Raw genomic sequence first — 14,200 nt, forward strand, 5'->3', positions numbered from 1 at the left:
CAGCAGCGCGGCAGCCGGTGGCGGGCCGGGCAGGCCGATCCGTGGGCCGCCTGAATCGGGCATAATCGCCGCAGTGTTTCATCAACTTTCGGGCAGACAGACTCATGGCATTCGGACTCATCATCATCGGCGACGAGATCCTCTCGGGCCGCCGCATCGACAAGCATTTTCCCAAGGTCCTGGAGCTGCTGAGCCAGCGCGGACTGCAACTGTCCTGGGCCGAGTACCTCGGCGACGATCCCGAGCGCATCACGGCCACCCTGAAGCGCACCCTGGCTACCGGCGACGTGGTCTTCTGCACCGGCGGCATCGGCGCCACCCCTGACGACCACACGCGCCAGTGCGCCGCCGCCGCGCTGGGCGTGCCGCTGATGCTGCATCCCGAGGCGAAAGAAAAGATCCAGGAGCGCATCGCCGACATGGGCCGTGAAGCCGGCACCACGCCCGACTTCAACGCGCCGGACAATCTGCACCGCCTGAAGATGGGCGAGTTTCCGCAGGGCGCCTCCATCATCCCCAATCCCTACAACAAGATTCCCGGCTTCTGGCTCAACAACACCAGCGGCAGCGGGGCGCATTACTTCGCGCCCGGCTTCCCGGTGATGGCCTGGCCGATGTTCGAATGGGTACTGGAAACGCATTATGCCGACCAGTTCCACCGCCAGGCCTGGGCCGAGCGTTCCATGCTGGTGTTCGAGGCGATGGAATCGACCCTGACCCCGCTGATGGAAGCCATCGAGGCGCAATTCCCGCTGGTGAAGGTATTCAGCCTGCCGCACGTGGGCGACGACAAGACCCGCCGCCACATCGACCTGGGCGTCAAGGGCGACCCCACGCAGGTCGAGCCGGCTTTCGAAAAGATGCAGGAAGGTCTGCGCGCACTGCACGCCGAGTTCCAGATCAGCAACTGAGGCGCTGCACGCTGGCGCAGGACAAAAAAATGCCCCGGCCAGACCGGGGCATTTGTATCTGCCAGTGAAACTGGGGATTACTTCTTGGCAGCGCGGCTCACCTTGGCACCGACCTGGGAAATCTGGTCCACGGCGTTGGTCACGTTGGCTTCCAGCACTTCAGCGGCTTGCTTGGCGTTCTTGGTGAACTGCTCGTAGCCGGCGCTCATGTTGCCGATGGCCGACTTGAACATCGAGATGGCTTGCTCGGAACCAGCAGGAGCATTCTTGGCCACTTCGTCGATCATTGCGACAACCTTGCGGTTGACTTCGGCGATCTGGGCTTCGGCCGCCTTGGTCAGTTCAGCCTGGGTGCTGGAAAAGATGCCGCTCAGGTGACGGCCATAGGCCACCGACTTTTCCAGCGTCGGCTGGGCATGCGAGCTGGTCAGGGTGAAGAATTCCTGCGGGTCCTTGGCCGAGAACAGCTTTTGCGCAGCGGCCTGGGTTTCTTCGAGCGAGGACTTGGCGGCCTTCAGGTTCAGGTCCACCAGTTTTTCCACGCCTTCAAAGGTCTTGCTGGCCAACTGGTTGAAGAGGGCGATTTGCGCTTCGGCGTTGGCTTTGGCTGCAGCGGAAAATTGCTCGGTGTAGGTCGTCATGTTGAAACATCCTTCTCTTTGATGGGTTGATGAACAAGGCAGCGACAGTGATTGCTTACGGACCGATCAGGTTTGAAAGGTGGATCTCCGATGTAATTTCTTCTTTGAATATGATGCGATGCACAAGGCGATTCTAGTTCAATCGTGCATAAAGTCAAATGTTTCATCGCGCGGGAATGTTGAAAAGCGCTTCAAAGTTGATCCAAGTCTAATCAATGACTTAGCGAGGATCTGAGGATGTTTATTAGCAACCATGCCATTAAAGATGAGCTTTTGTGCTGCAGCACCAAAACCGGTTATCGCAACATGGCGCGCAATCGTTTGCGCGACGCAGCAAGGTCTTTTGTTGCAATGCAGCATAGATGAAAAGGATGAGAAAAATTGAAGGCATTCTATAGCGACCACTTTGTCTTGCCACTGCCACCGGGCCACCGCTTCCCGATGGTGAAATACCGGATGATCCGGGAAGGGGCGGCGGCGGCCGTCCCCGGCCTGGATTTTCATGAAGCCCAGCCCGCCAGCGATGGTGAGCTGGCGCTGGCACATCATCCCGATTACATCGCCCGCGCCAGTGCCGGTGCACTGACGCCGGCCGAGCAGCGCGAGATCGGTTTTCCCTGGTCGCCGCAGATGGTGGAGCGTTCCCGCCGCTCCTCGGGCGCGACCATTGCGGCCTGCCGCGCGGCCTTCAGCGATGGGGTGGCGGTCAATCTGGCCGGCGGCACCCATCATGCCTATGCGGATCACGGTGCAGGTTTTTGCGTCTTCAACGATGCCGCCATCGCCGCCCGGCTGATGCAAGCCGAACGTCGCGCCGCCCGGGTGGCCATCGTCGATCTGGACGTGCACCAGGGCAACGGCACTGCCTCCATCCTGGCGCGCGATGAATCGGTGTTCACCTTGTCGCTGCATGGAGAGAACAACTATCCCTTCGAAAAGGAGCAGAGCGACCTCGACGTCGCCTTGCCCGATGGCGTGGGCGATGCCGATTACCTGCAGGCCCTGCGTGCGGCCCTGCACACCTTGCAGCAGCGCTTCGCCCCGCAGTTGCTGATCTACCTGGCCGGCGCCGACCCCCACGAAGGCGACCGCCTGGGCAAGATGAAGCTGACCCTGGCCGGTCTGGCCGCGCGGGATGAAGCCGTCTTCGCGTATGCCCGCGAGCACAAAATCCCGGTTGCGGTTACGATGGCGGGCGGTTACGGCAGAGATATCGAACAAACCGTAGCCGTTCATATACAAACGATAAGGCTTGCCAGCCTCCACGCAGCCCGCTGGAGCGCATGACGAGATGACCCGGACGCCTCCCCGCGCCCGCTGATGGAAAAGAAATGATGCAATCCGCCGCCGGCCCCCGCCGGCCCCGCCAGCTCCTGATGAGCCTGGTGCCCTTGTTGTTCGTGCTGATCTGGAGTACCGGCTTCATCGTGGCCAAGTTCGGCCTGCCGTATGCGCCGCCCCTGACTTTCCTGCTGTTGCGTTTTACTGGCGTGCTGGTGGTGTTGTTGCCGCTGGTGCTGCTGTTTCGCGCGCCCTGGCCGCATGGCCGCATCCGCCATGTGGCGGTGGCCGGCGTGCTGCTGCAGGCCGGTTACCTGGCCGGGGTCTGGTGCGCCATCAAGATCGGCATGCCGGCCGGCTTGTCGGCCCTCATCGTTGGTCTGCAACCCATTCTCACCGCCTTCGCCGCGCCCCTGCTGGGGGAATCGGTGCGTGGACGCCAGTGGATCGGCCTGGCGCTGGGCCTGTGCGGGGTGGGGCTGGTGGTGGCCAACAAGATTTCCCTGATTGGCCTGTCCACCGCCAGCATCGCGCTGTGCGTGTTCGCCTTGCTGTGCATCACTGCCGGCACGCTCTACCAGAAACGCTACTGCGCCCACTTCGATCTGCGCACCGGCACCGCCATCCAGTTCATGGCGTCCATCGTGGTGGTACTGCCCTTTGCAGTGGCCCTGGAAGGGCTGGACTGGCATGTCAGCAACGTCCACTGGACGCCGCAATTCATCGGTGCACTGCTGTGGTCGGTGCTGGCGCTGTCGATCGGCGCGATCTTCCTGCTCTTTGCCCTGATCCGCCGCAGTGCGGCCACCAGCGTCACCAGCCTGCTCTATCTCACGCCGCCCACCACGGCCGTGATGGCCTGGCTGATGTTTGGCGAAGCCTTCAGCCTCATCGGTGCGCTGGGCATGCTGGTGGGCGTGATCGGCGTTGCTTTCGTGGTGCGCAGGTAATCAGCTCAGCCAGATTCAAGCGGCGGCGACGGCACCCGGCATCAGCGTCACCAGCTTCAGGTCGGGCCGGTTGGCCACGTGGAAATTGACCTGCCGGTACAGCAACTCTCCCAGTTGCGGATGCCGGAAGCGGCGTTCGCCGCCTTCGCGCTCCACCACATCCTGCAGATGCCAGGCCCGCTGGAAGTGCGGGCTGGCCGCCGACAATTCCTCCACCAGCGCCAGCAGTTCCGGATCATCCAGCAGGCTGGCGCTATCGGCGCGGAATTGCGCCACCAGGCGCCGCGCCCGCTGCTCCCATTCCACCGTCAGTGCCTGGGCAGCGCTGCTGGCGAACATGAAGCGCAGCAGATTGGGCAGCTTCTCCTTGCCATCCAGCCAGCCCGTAAAGAGCTTGCGTGCAGCCGGATTCCAGGCCACCGCGTTCCAGTAGCGATCCAGCAGATAGGCCGGGGCGCGGAACTGGCTGACCACTTCCAGGATTTCCGGTGCCACTGCCGTGGCGGCCTGCTGTTCCGGCGACACCGGATCCTTCTTGCCCGCCAGTTCGAACAGATAGGCCCGCTTGGCGCGCGGCAGGTGCAGCGCATCGGCGATACGCGCCAGCGCCTGGGGCGAGACCGAATCGGTGCGTCCCTGCTCGATCCAGGTGTACCAGGTCACGCTGATACCACACAACTGCGCCACCTCCTCGCGCCGCAAGCCGGGAGTGCGACGCCGGCCGTAGGCCAGGTGCGGCAGCCCGGCCTGGGCGGGCGCGGTCTGTTCGCGCTGGGATTTGAGGAAGTCGCCAAGGGCGCGGCGGGCCAGATCGGGTTCCATGGGCGGGGCAGGGTGGTGGTCGGGGTAATAGTATAAATGCTTCACTTGTAACAGGATATGAAGGCGCTAGACTGGCGGCTCATCCACTGCACTACTGTCTTTTCTTTCATATCGCCCAGGAGCCCCGCCATGCGCAGCCATCAGCAAGTCGTCACCGAACAGTTCGGCAGCACCGCCGCCGCTTATCTCACCAGTGCCGTCCATGCCCAGGGGGCCGACCTGCAGGAGCTGGCACAGATTGCCGCTTCCGTGCCCAACGCACGTGTGCTGGACCTGGGTTGCGGTGGCGGCCATGCCAGTTTCGCGGTGGCGCCGGTGGTGGAGAAAGTGATTGCCTATGACCTGTCCGGCGAGATGCTGGCCGTGGTCTCCAAGGCTGCCGCAGAGCGTGGCATGCACAATCTGGCCGTACGCCAGGGCAGCGCCGACCGGCTGGCGTTTCCCGATGCCAGCTTCGATCTGGTCTGCACGCGCTTCTCGGCTCACCATTGGCGTCACTTGCCGCAGGCATTGCGTGAAGTGTTTCGCGTGCTCAAGCCGGGTGGACGCTTCATCGTCATCGACACGGCTGCCCCCGCCGACGTGCTGGCCGAGACCTATGTGCAGGCCATCGAATTGCTGCGCGATACTTCACATGTCCGCAATATCAGCCTGAACTCCTGGCGCAAGCTGCTGGAGGCGGCCGGTTTTGCCATCGCCAGCGACAAGACCTGGAAGCTGCGCCTGGAATTCGACACCTGGGTGGCCCGCATGCGTACGCCCCCAGACCATATCACCGCCATCCGCGCGCTCTGGCAGGCTGCCCCCGAGGAAGTGAAAGCCTATTTCGAACTCGATGCCGCCTGTTCCTTCTCCATCGATGTGGCCATGCTGGAGGCGCGCAAGTCCTGAGCGCAATGAACAAGACTGTTGACGCCGTGTTTTCGCCTCTGATGGCAGGAGACAAGGCGTCAACGCTGTGTGACACTCCCTCGTTATTCGTTCACTCCAGAACATCGTAAAGCGAACATCTGGGGCCAGTATTGCCGTCTGTTATCCTCATTGTGACCGATTGCTGACAGCTAAACTGAGAATGATGTCGTCTCGTTGGCCTGGGTTTTGCTTGATAAAAGTCGAAAAATTTGAGCAGCAACCCGGCAAAATTGCAGGAAAATCCCGAAAAAGTGTGGGGCACTTGGCCGGGGCGAGAGATAGAAACGCGTTTAAAAAAATGCGCTAACGTCTTAATTCTCTTGCGAAAAATCTGCTTTTTGCTACACTGCCGACGTTTCTCTTGTGTACTTTCAGGGTAAATTCGGGGGGAGTTCCACCTATGATCAAAACAGCGCTGGCCATTTTCACATCCGTACTCTTCATCCACGCTGGTTTGGCCCCTGCCGCAGCCCAGACGGTCAACAACGCCGCCAGGAAAGCGCCGGCCAAGAAAGTCGTAGCCAAGCGACCGGCCCAGGCCGTCAGCAAGACGGTGGCCAAAGGCTCCCTGAACAACCGCGAAAAACTGGTCCGCAAGGTCAGCGTGGTCAAGGGCAAGCGTCATGTCAGCTACCAGCGTGTCTCGGCCGCGCCCTCGGTGCCGGTGGTGCCGCCGGTGATGACGGCGGGCGACCTGGCCGGCCTGAACCTCACCCCTGATCCGCTGGCGCTGCGTTCCAACGTGGCCTTGGTGATCGACCAGGCAAGCTCGCAAGTCCTGTTCGAGAAGAATTCTTCAGTTGCCCTGCCCATCGCCTCCGTCACCAAGCTGATGACCGCGCTGGTGGTGGTCGAAGCGCACCAGAACATGGAAGAAGTGCTCACCGTCACCGATGACGATGTGGACCGCGAAAAGCACAGCAGCTCGCGTCTGCGCGTGGGTGCCACCCTGAGCCGCGACGACATGCTGCATATTGCCCTGATGAGCTCCGAAAACCGCGCCGCCTCCGCGCTGGGCCGCAACTATCCGGGCGGCCTGCCGGCCTTCGTGGCGGCCATGAATGCCAAGGCCCGCTCGCTGGGCATGATGGATACCCATTACGTCGATTCGACCGGCCTGTCCAGCCAGAACGTGGCCAGCGCCCGCGACCTGGCCAAGCTGGTGGTGGCGGCCTACAACTACCCCATCATCCGCCAGTACTCTACCGATCCCAAGTACATGGTCGAACCCAGCGGCCATGCCATGCAGTACAACAGCTCGAACCGCCTGACCTCCAACAAGGAATGGGACATCGGCCTGCAGAAGACCGGTTTCATCAACGAAGCCGGCCACTGCCTGGTGATGTACACCCGCATCGAAGGTCGTCCCATCGTGATGGTGTTCCTCGATTCCAAGGGCCGCCTCTCGCACGTGGGCGATGCCACCCGCATGCGCAAGTGGCTGGTGGAAGACCAGCCCAACCTGACCCGCATGAAGATGGTGCGGGCAGACGAGGGCTGATTCTTTTTCTTCCCTTTCTCCAATAAAAAAGCGAACCTTCGGGTTCGCTTTTTTATTGCCTGATTGACTGTGCAGGGCTGCCCAGGGCTGCCATATGAAGCTTCAGCTGCGATCCTTGCGATACCCCAGCGCCGAGGAAATCTGGCTGGCCGTGCTCACCAGGTCATCCACCCAGTCATCCTGCAGACGGTCGGCCGGCGCCGAGATCGACAGCCCCGCTACCAGCTTGCCACTGTCGTCGCAGATCCCGGCGGCCATGCAGCGCACGCCCAGTTCCAGTTCCTCGTTGTCGCGCGCATAGCCCAGCGCGCGCACCATCGACAGTTCGCGCTCCAGCTTGGCCAGATCGGTAATGGAATTCTTGTTGTGGCCGGCCAGCCCCGTGCGGGTCGCGTAGGCGCGCACGTTCTTGGGATCGTCCACCGACAGGAACAGCTTGCCCGTGGAGGTCAGGTGCAGCGGCGCGCGGCCGCCGATGGCGCGCACCACCTGCATGCCGGAACGTTCAGAAAAGGAGCGGTCGATATACACGATTTCATCGGCCTGGCGCACCGACAGGTTGATCGTCTGATGGGTCTTGCGGTGCAGCGCGCGCATGAAGTCCAGCGCCGCCTCGCGCACCGACAGCCGGCTCTTGACGATATTGCCCAGCTCCAGCAGGCGCATGCCCAGGCGATACGTGCCCGGTTCCACCCGGTCGACGAAGCGCTTGACCACCAGATCGTTGAGGATGCGATGCGCGGTGGAGGGATGCAGGTCGGTCGCCGCCGACAATTCCTTCAGGCTTACCGGATCGGGATACTCCGCCAGCGCGTCGAGCAGCGACACCATGCGCTCGATGACCTGGATCGAAATCTGTTCTGTGTCGCCTGCAGCTTCTTTTTTCATGGTGCGGCCTGGTGCGTTGCAATATGAATGTCAAGGTTATACCACAATGTGAAAAGAACAAAAAGTTCATACGTGCTTTTCCTGTGTGACGAGAGCTTCATCCGGCCGTGCGGGCGGGGCGCAAAGTGGCGCCGGGCGGGCCGGGCAGGGTGTAAGGATTTTCGCACGGCCGTGTTCCCAACCAAGGCTTTGGTTATATAGATTGCCGTCCTTATTCCGGCGCGCTGTTCTTTCATATCTGTTTTCCGCATATCGAGAGAAGAAAGTATTCGTTCTTTTTGGTCAGCAGGCTTATTAACCTGTGCGCTCCAAAACAACAGAACATTCGGGAACGGATATGCTGAAGAAGATCATCAAATCGGTCGCCGCCGCCCTGGTGCTGGCGCAAGCCGCCGCGCTGGCGCATGCGGCCGATATTTCGCTGCTCAATGTCTCTTATGACCCCACGCGCGAGCTTTACGCCGACTACAACAAGGCCTTCGCCAAGTACTGGAAGGAAAAGACCGGCGACAACGTGACCATCAAGGCATCCCACGGCGGTTCGGGCAAGCAGGGCCGTTCGGTGATTGATGGCATCGATGCCGACGTGGTGACCCTGGCCCTGGCCTACGACATCGACGAAATCTCCGAGAAGGCCAAGCTGCTGCCGGCCGACTGGCAAAAGCGCCTGCCGCACAACAGCTCGCCCTATACCTCCACCATCGTGTTCCTGGTGCGCAAGGGCAACCCCAAGGGCATCAAGGACTGGGGCGACCTGATCAAGCCGGGCGTCTCCGTCATCACCCCCAATCCCAAGACCTCGGGCGGCGCCCGCTGGAACTACCTGGCGGCCTGGGCCTATGCCAAGCAGAAGGGCGGTAGCGACGACGCGGCCCGCGATTACATCGCCAAGCTCTTCAAGAACGTGCCGGTGCTCGATTCCGGTGCCCGTGGCGCCACCATCACCTTCGTCGAGCGCGGCATCGGTGACGTGCTGCTGGCCTGGGAAAACGAAGCCCTGATTTCGCTCAAGGAATGGGGCCCGGACAAGTTCGACATCGTGGTGCCGTCGATCTCCATCCTGACCGAGCCGCCGGTGGCGGTGGTGGACAAGGTGGCCGACCGCCGCGGTACCCGCAAGGTGGCCGAGGAATACCTGAAGTACCTCTACACCGAGCCAGGCCAGGAGATCATCGCCAAGAACTACTACCGTCCCATCGATCCCAAGATCGCCGCCAAGTACGCTGCGCAATTCCCCAAGCTGAACCTGGTGACCATCGACAAGGATTTCGGCGGCTGGCAGAAGGCACAGAAGACGCACTTCGCCGACGGCGGCACCTTCGACCAGCTCTACGCCCCCAACAAGAAGTGACCTGACCCTGCACGAGGAACCGGCCTGGCCGGTTCCATCCACCCCCCAGCACAAGCACACGACATGACCATCCTGTTACTGGCCGGCAGTCCTTCGGCACCCTCCCGCTCCACCCGTCTGTTGCACCACGTCGGCGACAAGCTGGCCCGGCTCGGACACCGTTATGCGCGCCTGGACGTGCGCGACCTGCCGGGCCAGGCCATCCTGCGCGCCGACTGGAACGATGCCGACATCAAGGCCGCACTGGCCACCGTCGAAGAAGCCTCGGCCGTGGTGGTCGCCACTCCGGTCTACAAGGCGGCCTACAGCGGCATCCTCAAAGCCTTCCTGGACCTGCTGCCGCAGTTCGGCCTGACCAACAAGCTGGTGCTGCCGCTGGCCACCGGCGGCAGTCAGTCGCACATGCTGGCGCTGGATTATGCGCTGCGCCCGGTCTTGTCCTCGCTCAACCCCAAGCACGTGCTGCCCAGCATCTACGCCACCGAGGCGCAGGTGACCTGGAGTGAAGAAACGGGTCTGGTGCTGGATGCCCCCATCGAGGCCCGCGTCAATGAAGGCGTGGAGCAGCTCTCGGCCAGCCTGCTGGCGCTGCACAAGGTGGCGCCTGAAGAATTCCGCGAGATTCCGTTCTCGCAATTGCAATACAGCGTGTCCTACTGAACTGAACCTGGCCGGACCTGATCCGGCAGCGCAATCCGAACTGAAAAAAGACCCGGCTGGTAGAGCGGAAGGCCCTCTGCACGCCCGCATTCTGGAATCTGGAGAAAACATCGTGTCCGTCAACAAGAACAAGACCATCCACTCCCCGCGTCGCCGCACCCTGCAGCGCCTGTCGGCCATCGCCTTGGGCGCGCTGGCCTTCACCCTCGGTGCCGCCCCGGTCCAGGCGCAGCAAACCAAGCTGCTGCGCATCGGCTACCAGAAGGCCGCCAATACCCTGGTGCTGTTGAAAGCCCACGGCGCGCTGGAAAAGCGCCTGCAACCGCTGGGCGTGGAAGTGAAATGGGCCGAGTTCGCGGCCGGTCCGCAATTGCTGGAAGCGCTGAACGTGGGTTCGGTCGATTTCGGCTACGTCGGTGAAGCACCGCCGGTCTTTGCGCAGGCAGCCGGTGCCGATTTCGTCTACACCGCCTATGAAATCCCGACCCCCGATGCCGAAGGCCTGCTGGTGCAAAAGGATTCCCCCATCAAGAGCGTGGCCGAGCTGAAGGGCAAGAAGATCGCCTTCAACAAGGGCTCCGACGTGCACTGGCTGGTGGTGGCCCTGCTCAAGAAAGCAGGCCTGCAATACAGCGACATCCAGCCGGTCTATCTGGCCCCGGCCGATGCACGCGCCGCCTTTGAGCGCGGTGCCGTCGATGCCTGGGCCATCTGGGATCCATTCCAGGCGGCCGCCGAAAAACAGGTCGGCGCACGCCGCCTGGCCACGGGCGTGGGTGCGGTCAATCACCATCAGTTCTTCCTGAGTGCGCGTCCCTTCGCGACCAGGAATGCGCAAGTGGAGAAGATCCTGCTGGAAGAAATCACCCGCGAAGGCGAATGGGTGCGCACGCACACCGCCGAAGCGGCGGCCCAGCTGGCGCCCATCCAGGGCCTGGATGCCGACATCATCGAAACCGGCCTCAAGCGCTATGCCCACGTCTACAAGCCGGTCGATGCCAAGGTGCTGGCCGAGCAGCAGAAGATCGCCGACGCCTTTTACGAACTGAAGCTGATCCCCAAGCCGCTCAAGGTCAGCGACGCGGTTCTCAAGTGACGCTTTTCCCGAACACCCCAGTCCAGCAGCACAGGAGTCAAGCATGAACGTTTTCTGGTTTATCCCTACCCATGGTGACAGCCGTTATCTCGGCACCTCCGAGGGCGCCCGCCCGGTCAGCCACGATTACATGAAACAGGTCGCCGTGGCCGCCGACACGCTGGGCTACGACGGCGTGCTGCTGCCCACCGGCCGTTCCTGCGAAGATGCCTGGGTCGCTGCCGCCAGCCTGATCGATGCCACCCGCCGCCTGAAATTCCTGGTGGCGGTGCGCCCCGGCCTGACCGCGCCGACGCTCTCGGCACGCATGGCCGCGACCTTCGACCGCCTCTCCAATGGCCGCCTGCTCATCAACGTGGTCACCGGTGGCGATCCGGTGGAGCAGGAGAGCGATGGCGTCTTCGGCAGCCATGCCGAACGCTATGAAGTCTCCGACGAATTCCTCAAGATCTGGCGCGAGGTGCTGACCAAGACCCATACCGGCGAAGAGACCCATTTCGAGGGCAAGCACCTGCGCGTCAAGGGCGCCAAGGCGCTCTATCCGCCGGTGCAGACCCCTTATCCGCCGTTGTACTTCGGTGGTTCCTCGGACGAAGCCATCGACCTGGCCGCCGAGCAGGTCGACGTCTACCTGACCTGGGGCGAGCCGCCCGCCGCCGTGGCCGAGAAGATCGCCCGCGTGCGCGAACGCGCTGCCAGGGCGGGCCGCACGCTGCGCTTCGGCATCCGCCTGCACGTGATCGTGCGCGAGACCAACGAGGCCGCCTGGCGCGCCGCCGATGAACTCATCAGCCGCCTGGATGAGGAGACCATCGCCAAGGCCCAGGCCAATTTCGCCCGCATGGATTCGGAAGGGCAGCGCCGCATGGCCGCCCTGCATGGCGGGCGCCGCGACAAGCTGGAAGTGAGCCCCAACCTGTGGGCCGGCGTGGGCCTGGTGCGCGGGGGCGCGGGCACGGCGCTGGTGGGCGATGGCCCGACGGTTGCCGCACGCATCAAGGAGTATGCGGACCTGGGCATCGATACCTTCATCCTCTCCGGCTATCCGCATCTGGAAGAGTCCTATCGCTTTGCCGAACTGGTGTTCCCGCTGTTGCCGCGGGCCCGGCGTGAAGACCTGGCCGGGCACAACCTGACCGGTCCCTTCGGCGAGATCGTCGGCAATACCGAACTGCCCAAGGCCGCGCCGGTGCGCGTGTCGGCCAGCTGAGGACGCCATGACCAGCGCATCCAATCCCGTTCTCGCCAGCACCGCACCGCAGGAGCAGGCGCGCCCCAAGGCCGCCGCCCGGGCCGCCCGCAAGCCGCGTGGCGCCTGGGTCGGCTGGCTGCTGCCCGTCCTGCTCTTGGTGTGGTGGGAGATCGCGGCGCAGGCCGGCTGGCTGTCCAGCCGCATCCTGCCGGAACCCTTCGCCGTATTGAAAGCGGCGTGGAACCTGTCGGCCTCCGGCGAGCTGTGGCACCACCTGGCCGTCTCCAGCGGCCGCGCGGCTTCCGGCTTTGCGGTCGGCGCCGGACTGGGGCTGATCCTGGGCCTGCTCTCGGGCAGCCTGCGTTCAGCCGAACTGCTGCTCGATACCACCCTGCAGATGGTGCGCAACATTCCCGCGCTGGCCCTGATCCCGCTGGTGATCCTGTGGTTCGGCATCGACGAGACGGCCAAGCTGTTCCTGGTCTCGGTGGGCGTGTTCTTCCCGGTGTACCTCAATACCTTCCACGGCATCCGCTCGGTGGACCAGGGTTTGATCGAGATGGCCCGCAGCTATGGCCTCTCGGGCTGGCCGCTGTACCGCGACGTGATCCTGCCCGGTGCCTTGCCTTCCATTCTGGTCGGCCTGCGCTTTGCGCTGGGCCTGGTGTGGGTGCTGCTGATCGTGGCCGAGACCATTTCGGCGCAGGCCGGCATCGGCTACATGACCATGAATGCCCGCGAATTCCTGCAGACCGATGTGGTGCTGGTGGGCATCCTGCTCTACGCCTTGCTGGGCAAGCTGGCCGATACCGCGGCGCGGGCGCTGGAACGCTTCTTCCTGCGCTGGCACCCCGGCTACCAATGACCTGCCCCATGAATGCATCAGGAAACCATCATGCGCAATGACACCCATGAACACCAGCAAGTCAGCCGTGCCGCCGGCCGCGGCGTAGGCCTCAGGCTGCGCGCCTTGTCCAAGTCCTTCAGCGGCCGCACGGTGTTGCACGACATCGATCTGGACATCGCACCCGGCGAATTCGTCGCCATCGTCGGCCGCAGCGGCTGCGGCAAGAGCACCTTGCTGCGACTGGTGGCCCAGCTGGATCAGGCCAGCGACGGCGAAGTCCTCTATGAACACGAAGGCAGCGGCGCACCCGAGATCCGCATCATGTTCCAGGATGCGCGCCTGCTGCCCTGGAAGCGGGTGCAGGCCAACGTCGCGCTGGGCTTGCCCAGGCAGGCCGCGCCGCAGGCGCTCAATGCGCTGCGCCAGGTCGGCCTGGATCAGCGTGCCGGCGAATGGCCGGCCGTGCTCTCCGGTGGCCAGCGCCAGCGCGTGGCCCTGGCGCGCGCACTGGTACACGACCCGCAATTGCTGCTGCTGGACGAACCGCTGGGCGCGCTCGATGCGCTCACCCGCATCGAGATGCAGACCCTGATCGAATCGCTCTGGCGCGAACGTGGTTTCACTGCCTTGCTGGTGACGCACGACGTGCAGGAAGCCATCGCCCTGGCCGACCGCGTGCTGCTGATCGAGGATGGTCATGTGGCGCTGGACCAGCGCATCGAACTGGCCCGTCCGCGCTCACGCGGCCAGGCGCAGTTTGCCGCGCTGGAAGAAGCCATCCTGGCGCGCGTGCTGCGTCATCCCGGTAGCGAGGCGGTTACAGAGCCATCTGAAGATTTCTTCACGCCCCGTGGCGTACAGCAGGTGCAGTGGGCGGTGTGAGTTTCACCGCCATGAATGATTCAGCCGATTTGTAGAGGTTGTGCCACGACGACCGTTCGTCCTGAGTAGCGGCATCGCCGCGTATCGAAGGCGCTCCGGAGCGTGCTGTCAGGTTTGGCCTGCGGTGCGTCTTCGATACGGCCCTCACGGGCCTACTCGGTCCGAACGGTTTCTGATGGAGTCCGTACAGGTTTTTGAGAGTTTTACCCGATTTGATTTCAACCCATGCGGCGTGGCAGGTGCCGACGCCGTTTCATCAAGGAGCA

Annotated in this window: 14 protein-coding genes; 11 read left to right on the top strand and 3 right to left on the bottom strand. The window is 63.1% G+C overall.

The features are described 5' to 3' along the window. Nucleotides 1-104: 104 nt before the first annotated feature. Complete coding sequence (locus AACH55_RS07650) at nt 105-911, top strand: molybdopterin-binding protein (protein WP_338718854.1); 807 nt, start codon at nt 105-107, stop codon at nt 909-911. Nucleotides 912-988: 77 nt separating this feature from the next. On the opposite strand, the gene AACH55_RS07655 is transcribed toward AACH55_RS07650, so the two are convergent. After that, complete coding sequence (locus AACH55_RS07655) at nt 989-1,552, bottom strand: phasin family protein (RefSeq protein WP_338718855.1); 564 nt, start codon at nt 1,550-1,552, stop codon at nt 989-991. A 441-nt stretch (nt 1,553-1,993) separates the two neighbouring features. Between AACH55_RS07655 and AACH55_RS07660 the strand changes: the two genes are divergently transcribed. Together AACH55_RS07660 and AACH55_RS07665 are read left to right on the top strand one after the other, a co-directional pair. After that, the gene (locus AACH55_RS07660; protein WP_338720220.1) at nt 1,994-2,839 is read left to right on the top strand and encodes a histone deacetylase; all 846 of its coding nucleotides are present in this window, start codon (nt 1,994-1,996) and stop codon (nt 2,837-2,839) included. A 44-nt stretch (nt 2,840-2,883) separates the two neighbouring features. Continuing rightward, nucleotides 2,884-3,783, top strand: coding sequence for a DMT family transporter (locus AACH55_RS07665; protein WP_338718856.1), 900 nt, complete (start codon nt 2,884-2,886; stop codon nt 3,781-3,783). A 15-nt stretch (nt 3,784-3,798) separates the two neighbouring features. Here AACH55_RS07665 and AACH55_RS07670 read toward each other — a convergent pair whose 3' ends face one another. Then, nucleotides 3,799-4,605, bottom strand: coding sequence for a helix-turn-helix transcriptional regulator (locus tag AACH55_RS07670; RefSeq protein ID WP_338718857.1), 807 nt, complete (start codon nt 4,603-4,605; stop codon nt 3,799-3,801). Nucleotides 4,606-4,734: 129 nt separating this feature from the next. Between AACH55_RS07670 and AACH55_RS07675 the strand changes: the two genes are divergently transcribed. Both AACH55_RS07675 and pbpG read left to right on the top strand, forming a co-directional pair. After that, nucleotides 4,735-5,496 (top strand): methyltransferase domain-containing protein, encoded by a 762-nt coding sequence (locus AACH55_RS07675; RefSeq protein ID WP_338718858.1) that lies wholly within the window; start codon nt 4,735-4,737, stop codon nt 5,494-5,496. 421 nt (nt 5,497-5,917) lie between these two features. Next, nucleotides 5,918-7,018 (top strand): D-alanyl-D-alanine endopeptidase, encoded by a 1,101-nt coding sequence (pbpG, locus tag AACH55_RS07680; protein ID WP_338718859.1) that lies wholly within the window; start codon nt 5,918-5,920, stop codon nt 7,016-7,018. 102 nt (nt 7,019-7,120) lie between these two features. On the opposite strand, the gene AACH55_RS07685 is transcribed toward pbpG, so the two are convergent. Next, a complete protein-coding gene (locus tag AACH55_RS07685; RefSeq protein ID WP_338718860.1) occupies nt 7,121-7,906 on the bottom strand; it encodes an IclR family transcriptional regulator in 786 nt (261 codons plus the stop codon). A 337-nt stretch (nt 7,907-8,243) separates the two neighbouring features. Here AACH55_RS07685 and AACH55_RS07690 point away from each other — a divergent pair, with 337 nt between their 5' ends. From AACH55_RS07690 to AACH55_RS07715, 6 genes are all read left to right on the top strand, one after another. After that, nucleotides 8,244-9,257, top strand: coding sequence for a sulfate ABC transporter substrate-binding protein (locus AACH55_RS07690; protein WP_338718861.1), 1,014 nt, complete (start codon nt 8,244-8,246; stop codon nt 9,255-9,257). Nucleotides 9,258-9,320: 63 nt separating this feature from the next. Next, nucleotides 9,321-9,917, top strand: a complete 597-nt coding sequence (gene ssuE, locus AACH55_RS07695; protein WP_338718862.1) for an NADPH-dependent FMN reductase — start codon at nt 9,321-9,323, stop codon at nt 9,915-9,917. A gap of 112 nt (nt 9,918-10,029) precedes the next feature. Further along, complete coding sequence (locus AACH55_RS07700) at nt 10,030-11,013, top strand: sulfonate ABC transporter substrate-binding protein (protein ID WP_338718863.1); 984 nt, start codon at nt 10,030-10,032, stop codon at nt 11,011-11,013. A 43-nt stretch (nt 11,014-11,056) separates the two neighbouring features. Beyond that, nucleotides 11,057-12,223: an FMNH2-dependent alkanesulfonate monooxygenase gene (gene ssuD, locus AACH55_RS07705; protein ID WP_338718864.1), complete on the top strand. Its 1,167-nt coding sequence runs from the start codon at nt 11,057-11,059 to the stop codon at nt 12,221-12,223. Nucleotides 12,224-12,230: 7 nt separating this feature from the next. Then, the gene (gene ssuC / locus AACH55_RS07710) at nt 12,231-13,070 is read left to right on the top strand and encodes an aliphatic sulfonate ABC transporter permease SsuC (RefSeq protein ID WP_338718865.1); all 840 of its coding nucleotides are present in this window, start codon (nt 12,231-12,233) and stop codon (nt 13,068-13,070) included. Between the two features lie 30 nt (nt 13,071-13,100). After that, entirely contained in the window at nt 13,101-13,934 is an 834-nt protein-coding gene (locus AACH55_RS07715) for an ATP-binding cassette domain-containing protein (protein ID WP_338718866.1), read from the top strand. The last annotated feature ends 266 nt before the right edge of the window (nt 13,935-14,200 follow it).

The sequence above is a fragment of the Herbaspirillum sp. DW155 genome, from assembly GCF_037076565.1.
Lineage (GTDB): Bacteria > Pseudomonadota > Gammaproteobacteria > Burkholderiales > Burkholderiaceae_D > Herbaspirillum.

Excerpts from the sequence above, each read along its gene's own strand:
- ssuE (WP_338718862.1), top strand. The coding sequence starts at position 9,321 with ATGACCATCCTGTTACTGGCCGGCAGTCCTTCGGCACCCTCCCGCTCC.
- AACH55_RS07670 (WP_338718857.1), bottom strand. The coding sequence starts at position 4,605 with ATGGAACCCGATCTGGCCCGCCGCGCCCTTGGCGACTTCCTCAAATCC.
- AACH55_RS07690 (WP_338718861.1), top strand. The coding sequence starts at position 8,244 with ATGCTGAAGAAGATCATCAAATCGGTCGCCGCCGCCCTGGTGCTGGCG.
- ssuD (WP_338718864.1), top strand. The coding sequence starts at position 11,057 with ATGAACGTTTTCTGGTTTATCCCTACCCATGGTGACAGCCGTTATCTC.
- ssuC (WP_338718865.1), top strand. The coding sequence starts at position 12,231 with ATGACCAGCGCATCCAATCCCGTTCTCGCCAGCACCGCACCGCAGGAG.
- AACH55_RS07685 (WP_338718860.1), bottom strand. The coding sequence starts at position 7,906 with ATGAAAAAAGAAGCTGCAGGCGACACAGAACAGATTTCGATCCAGGTC.
- AACH55_RS07715 (WP_338718866.1), top strand. The coding sequence starts at position 13,101 with ATGCGCAATGACACCCATGAACACCAGCAAGTCAGCCGTGCCGCCGGC.
- AACH55_RS07660 (WP_338720220.1), top strand. The coding sequence starts at position 1,994 with ATGGTGAAATACCGGATGATCCGGGAAGGGGCGGCGGCGGCCGTCCCC.
- AACH55_RS07665 (WP_338718856.1), top strand. The coding sequence starts at position 2,884 with ATGATGCAATCCGCCGCCGGCCCCCGCCGGCCCCGCCAGCTCCTGATG.
- AACH55_RS07655 (WP_338718855.1), bottom strand. The coding sequence starts at position 1,552 with ATGACGACCTACACCGAGCAATTTTCCGCTGCAGCCAAAGCCAACGCC.
- AACH55_RS07675 (WP_338718858.1), top strand. The coding sequence starts at position 4,735 with ATGCGCAGCCATCAGCAAGTCGTCACCGAACAGTTCGGCAGCACCGCC.
- AACH55_RS07650 (WP_338718854.1), top strand. The coding sequence starts at position 105 with ATGGCATTCGGACTCATCATCATCGGCGACGAGATCCTCTCGGGCCGC.
- pbpG (WP_338718859.1), top strand. The coding sequence starts at position 5,918 with ATGATCAAAACAGCGCTGGCCATTTTCACATCCGTACTCTTCATCCAC.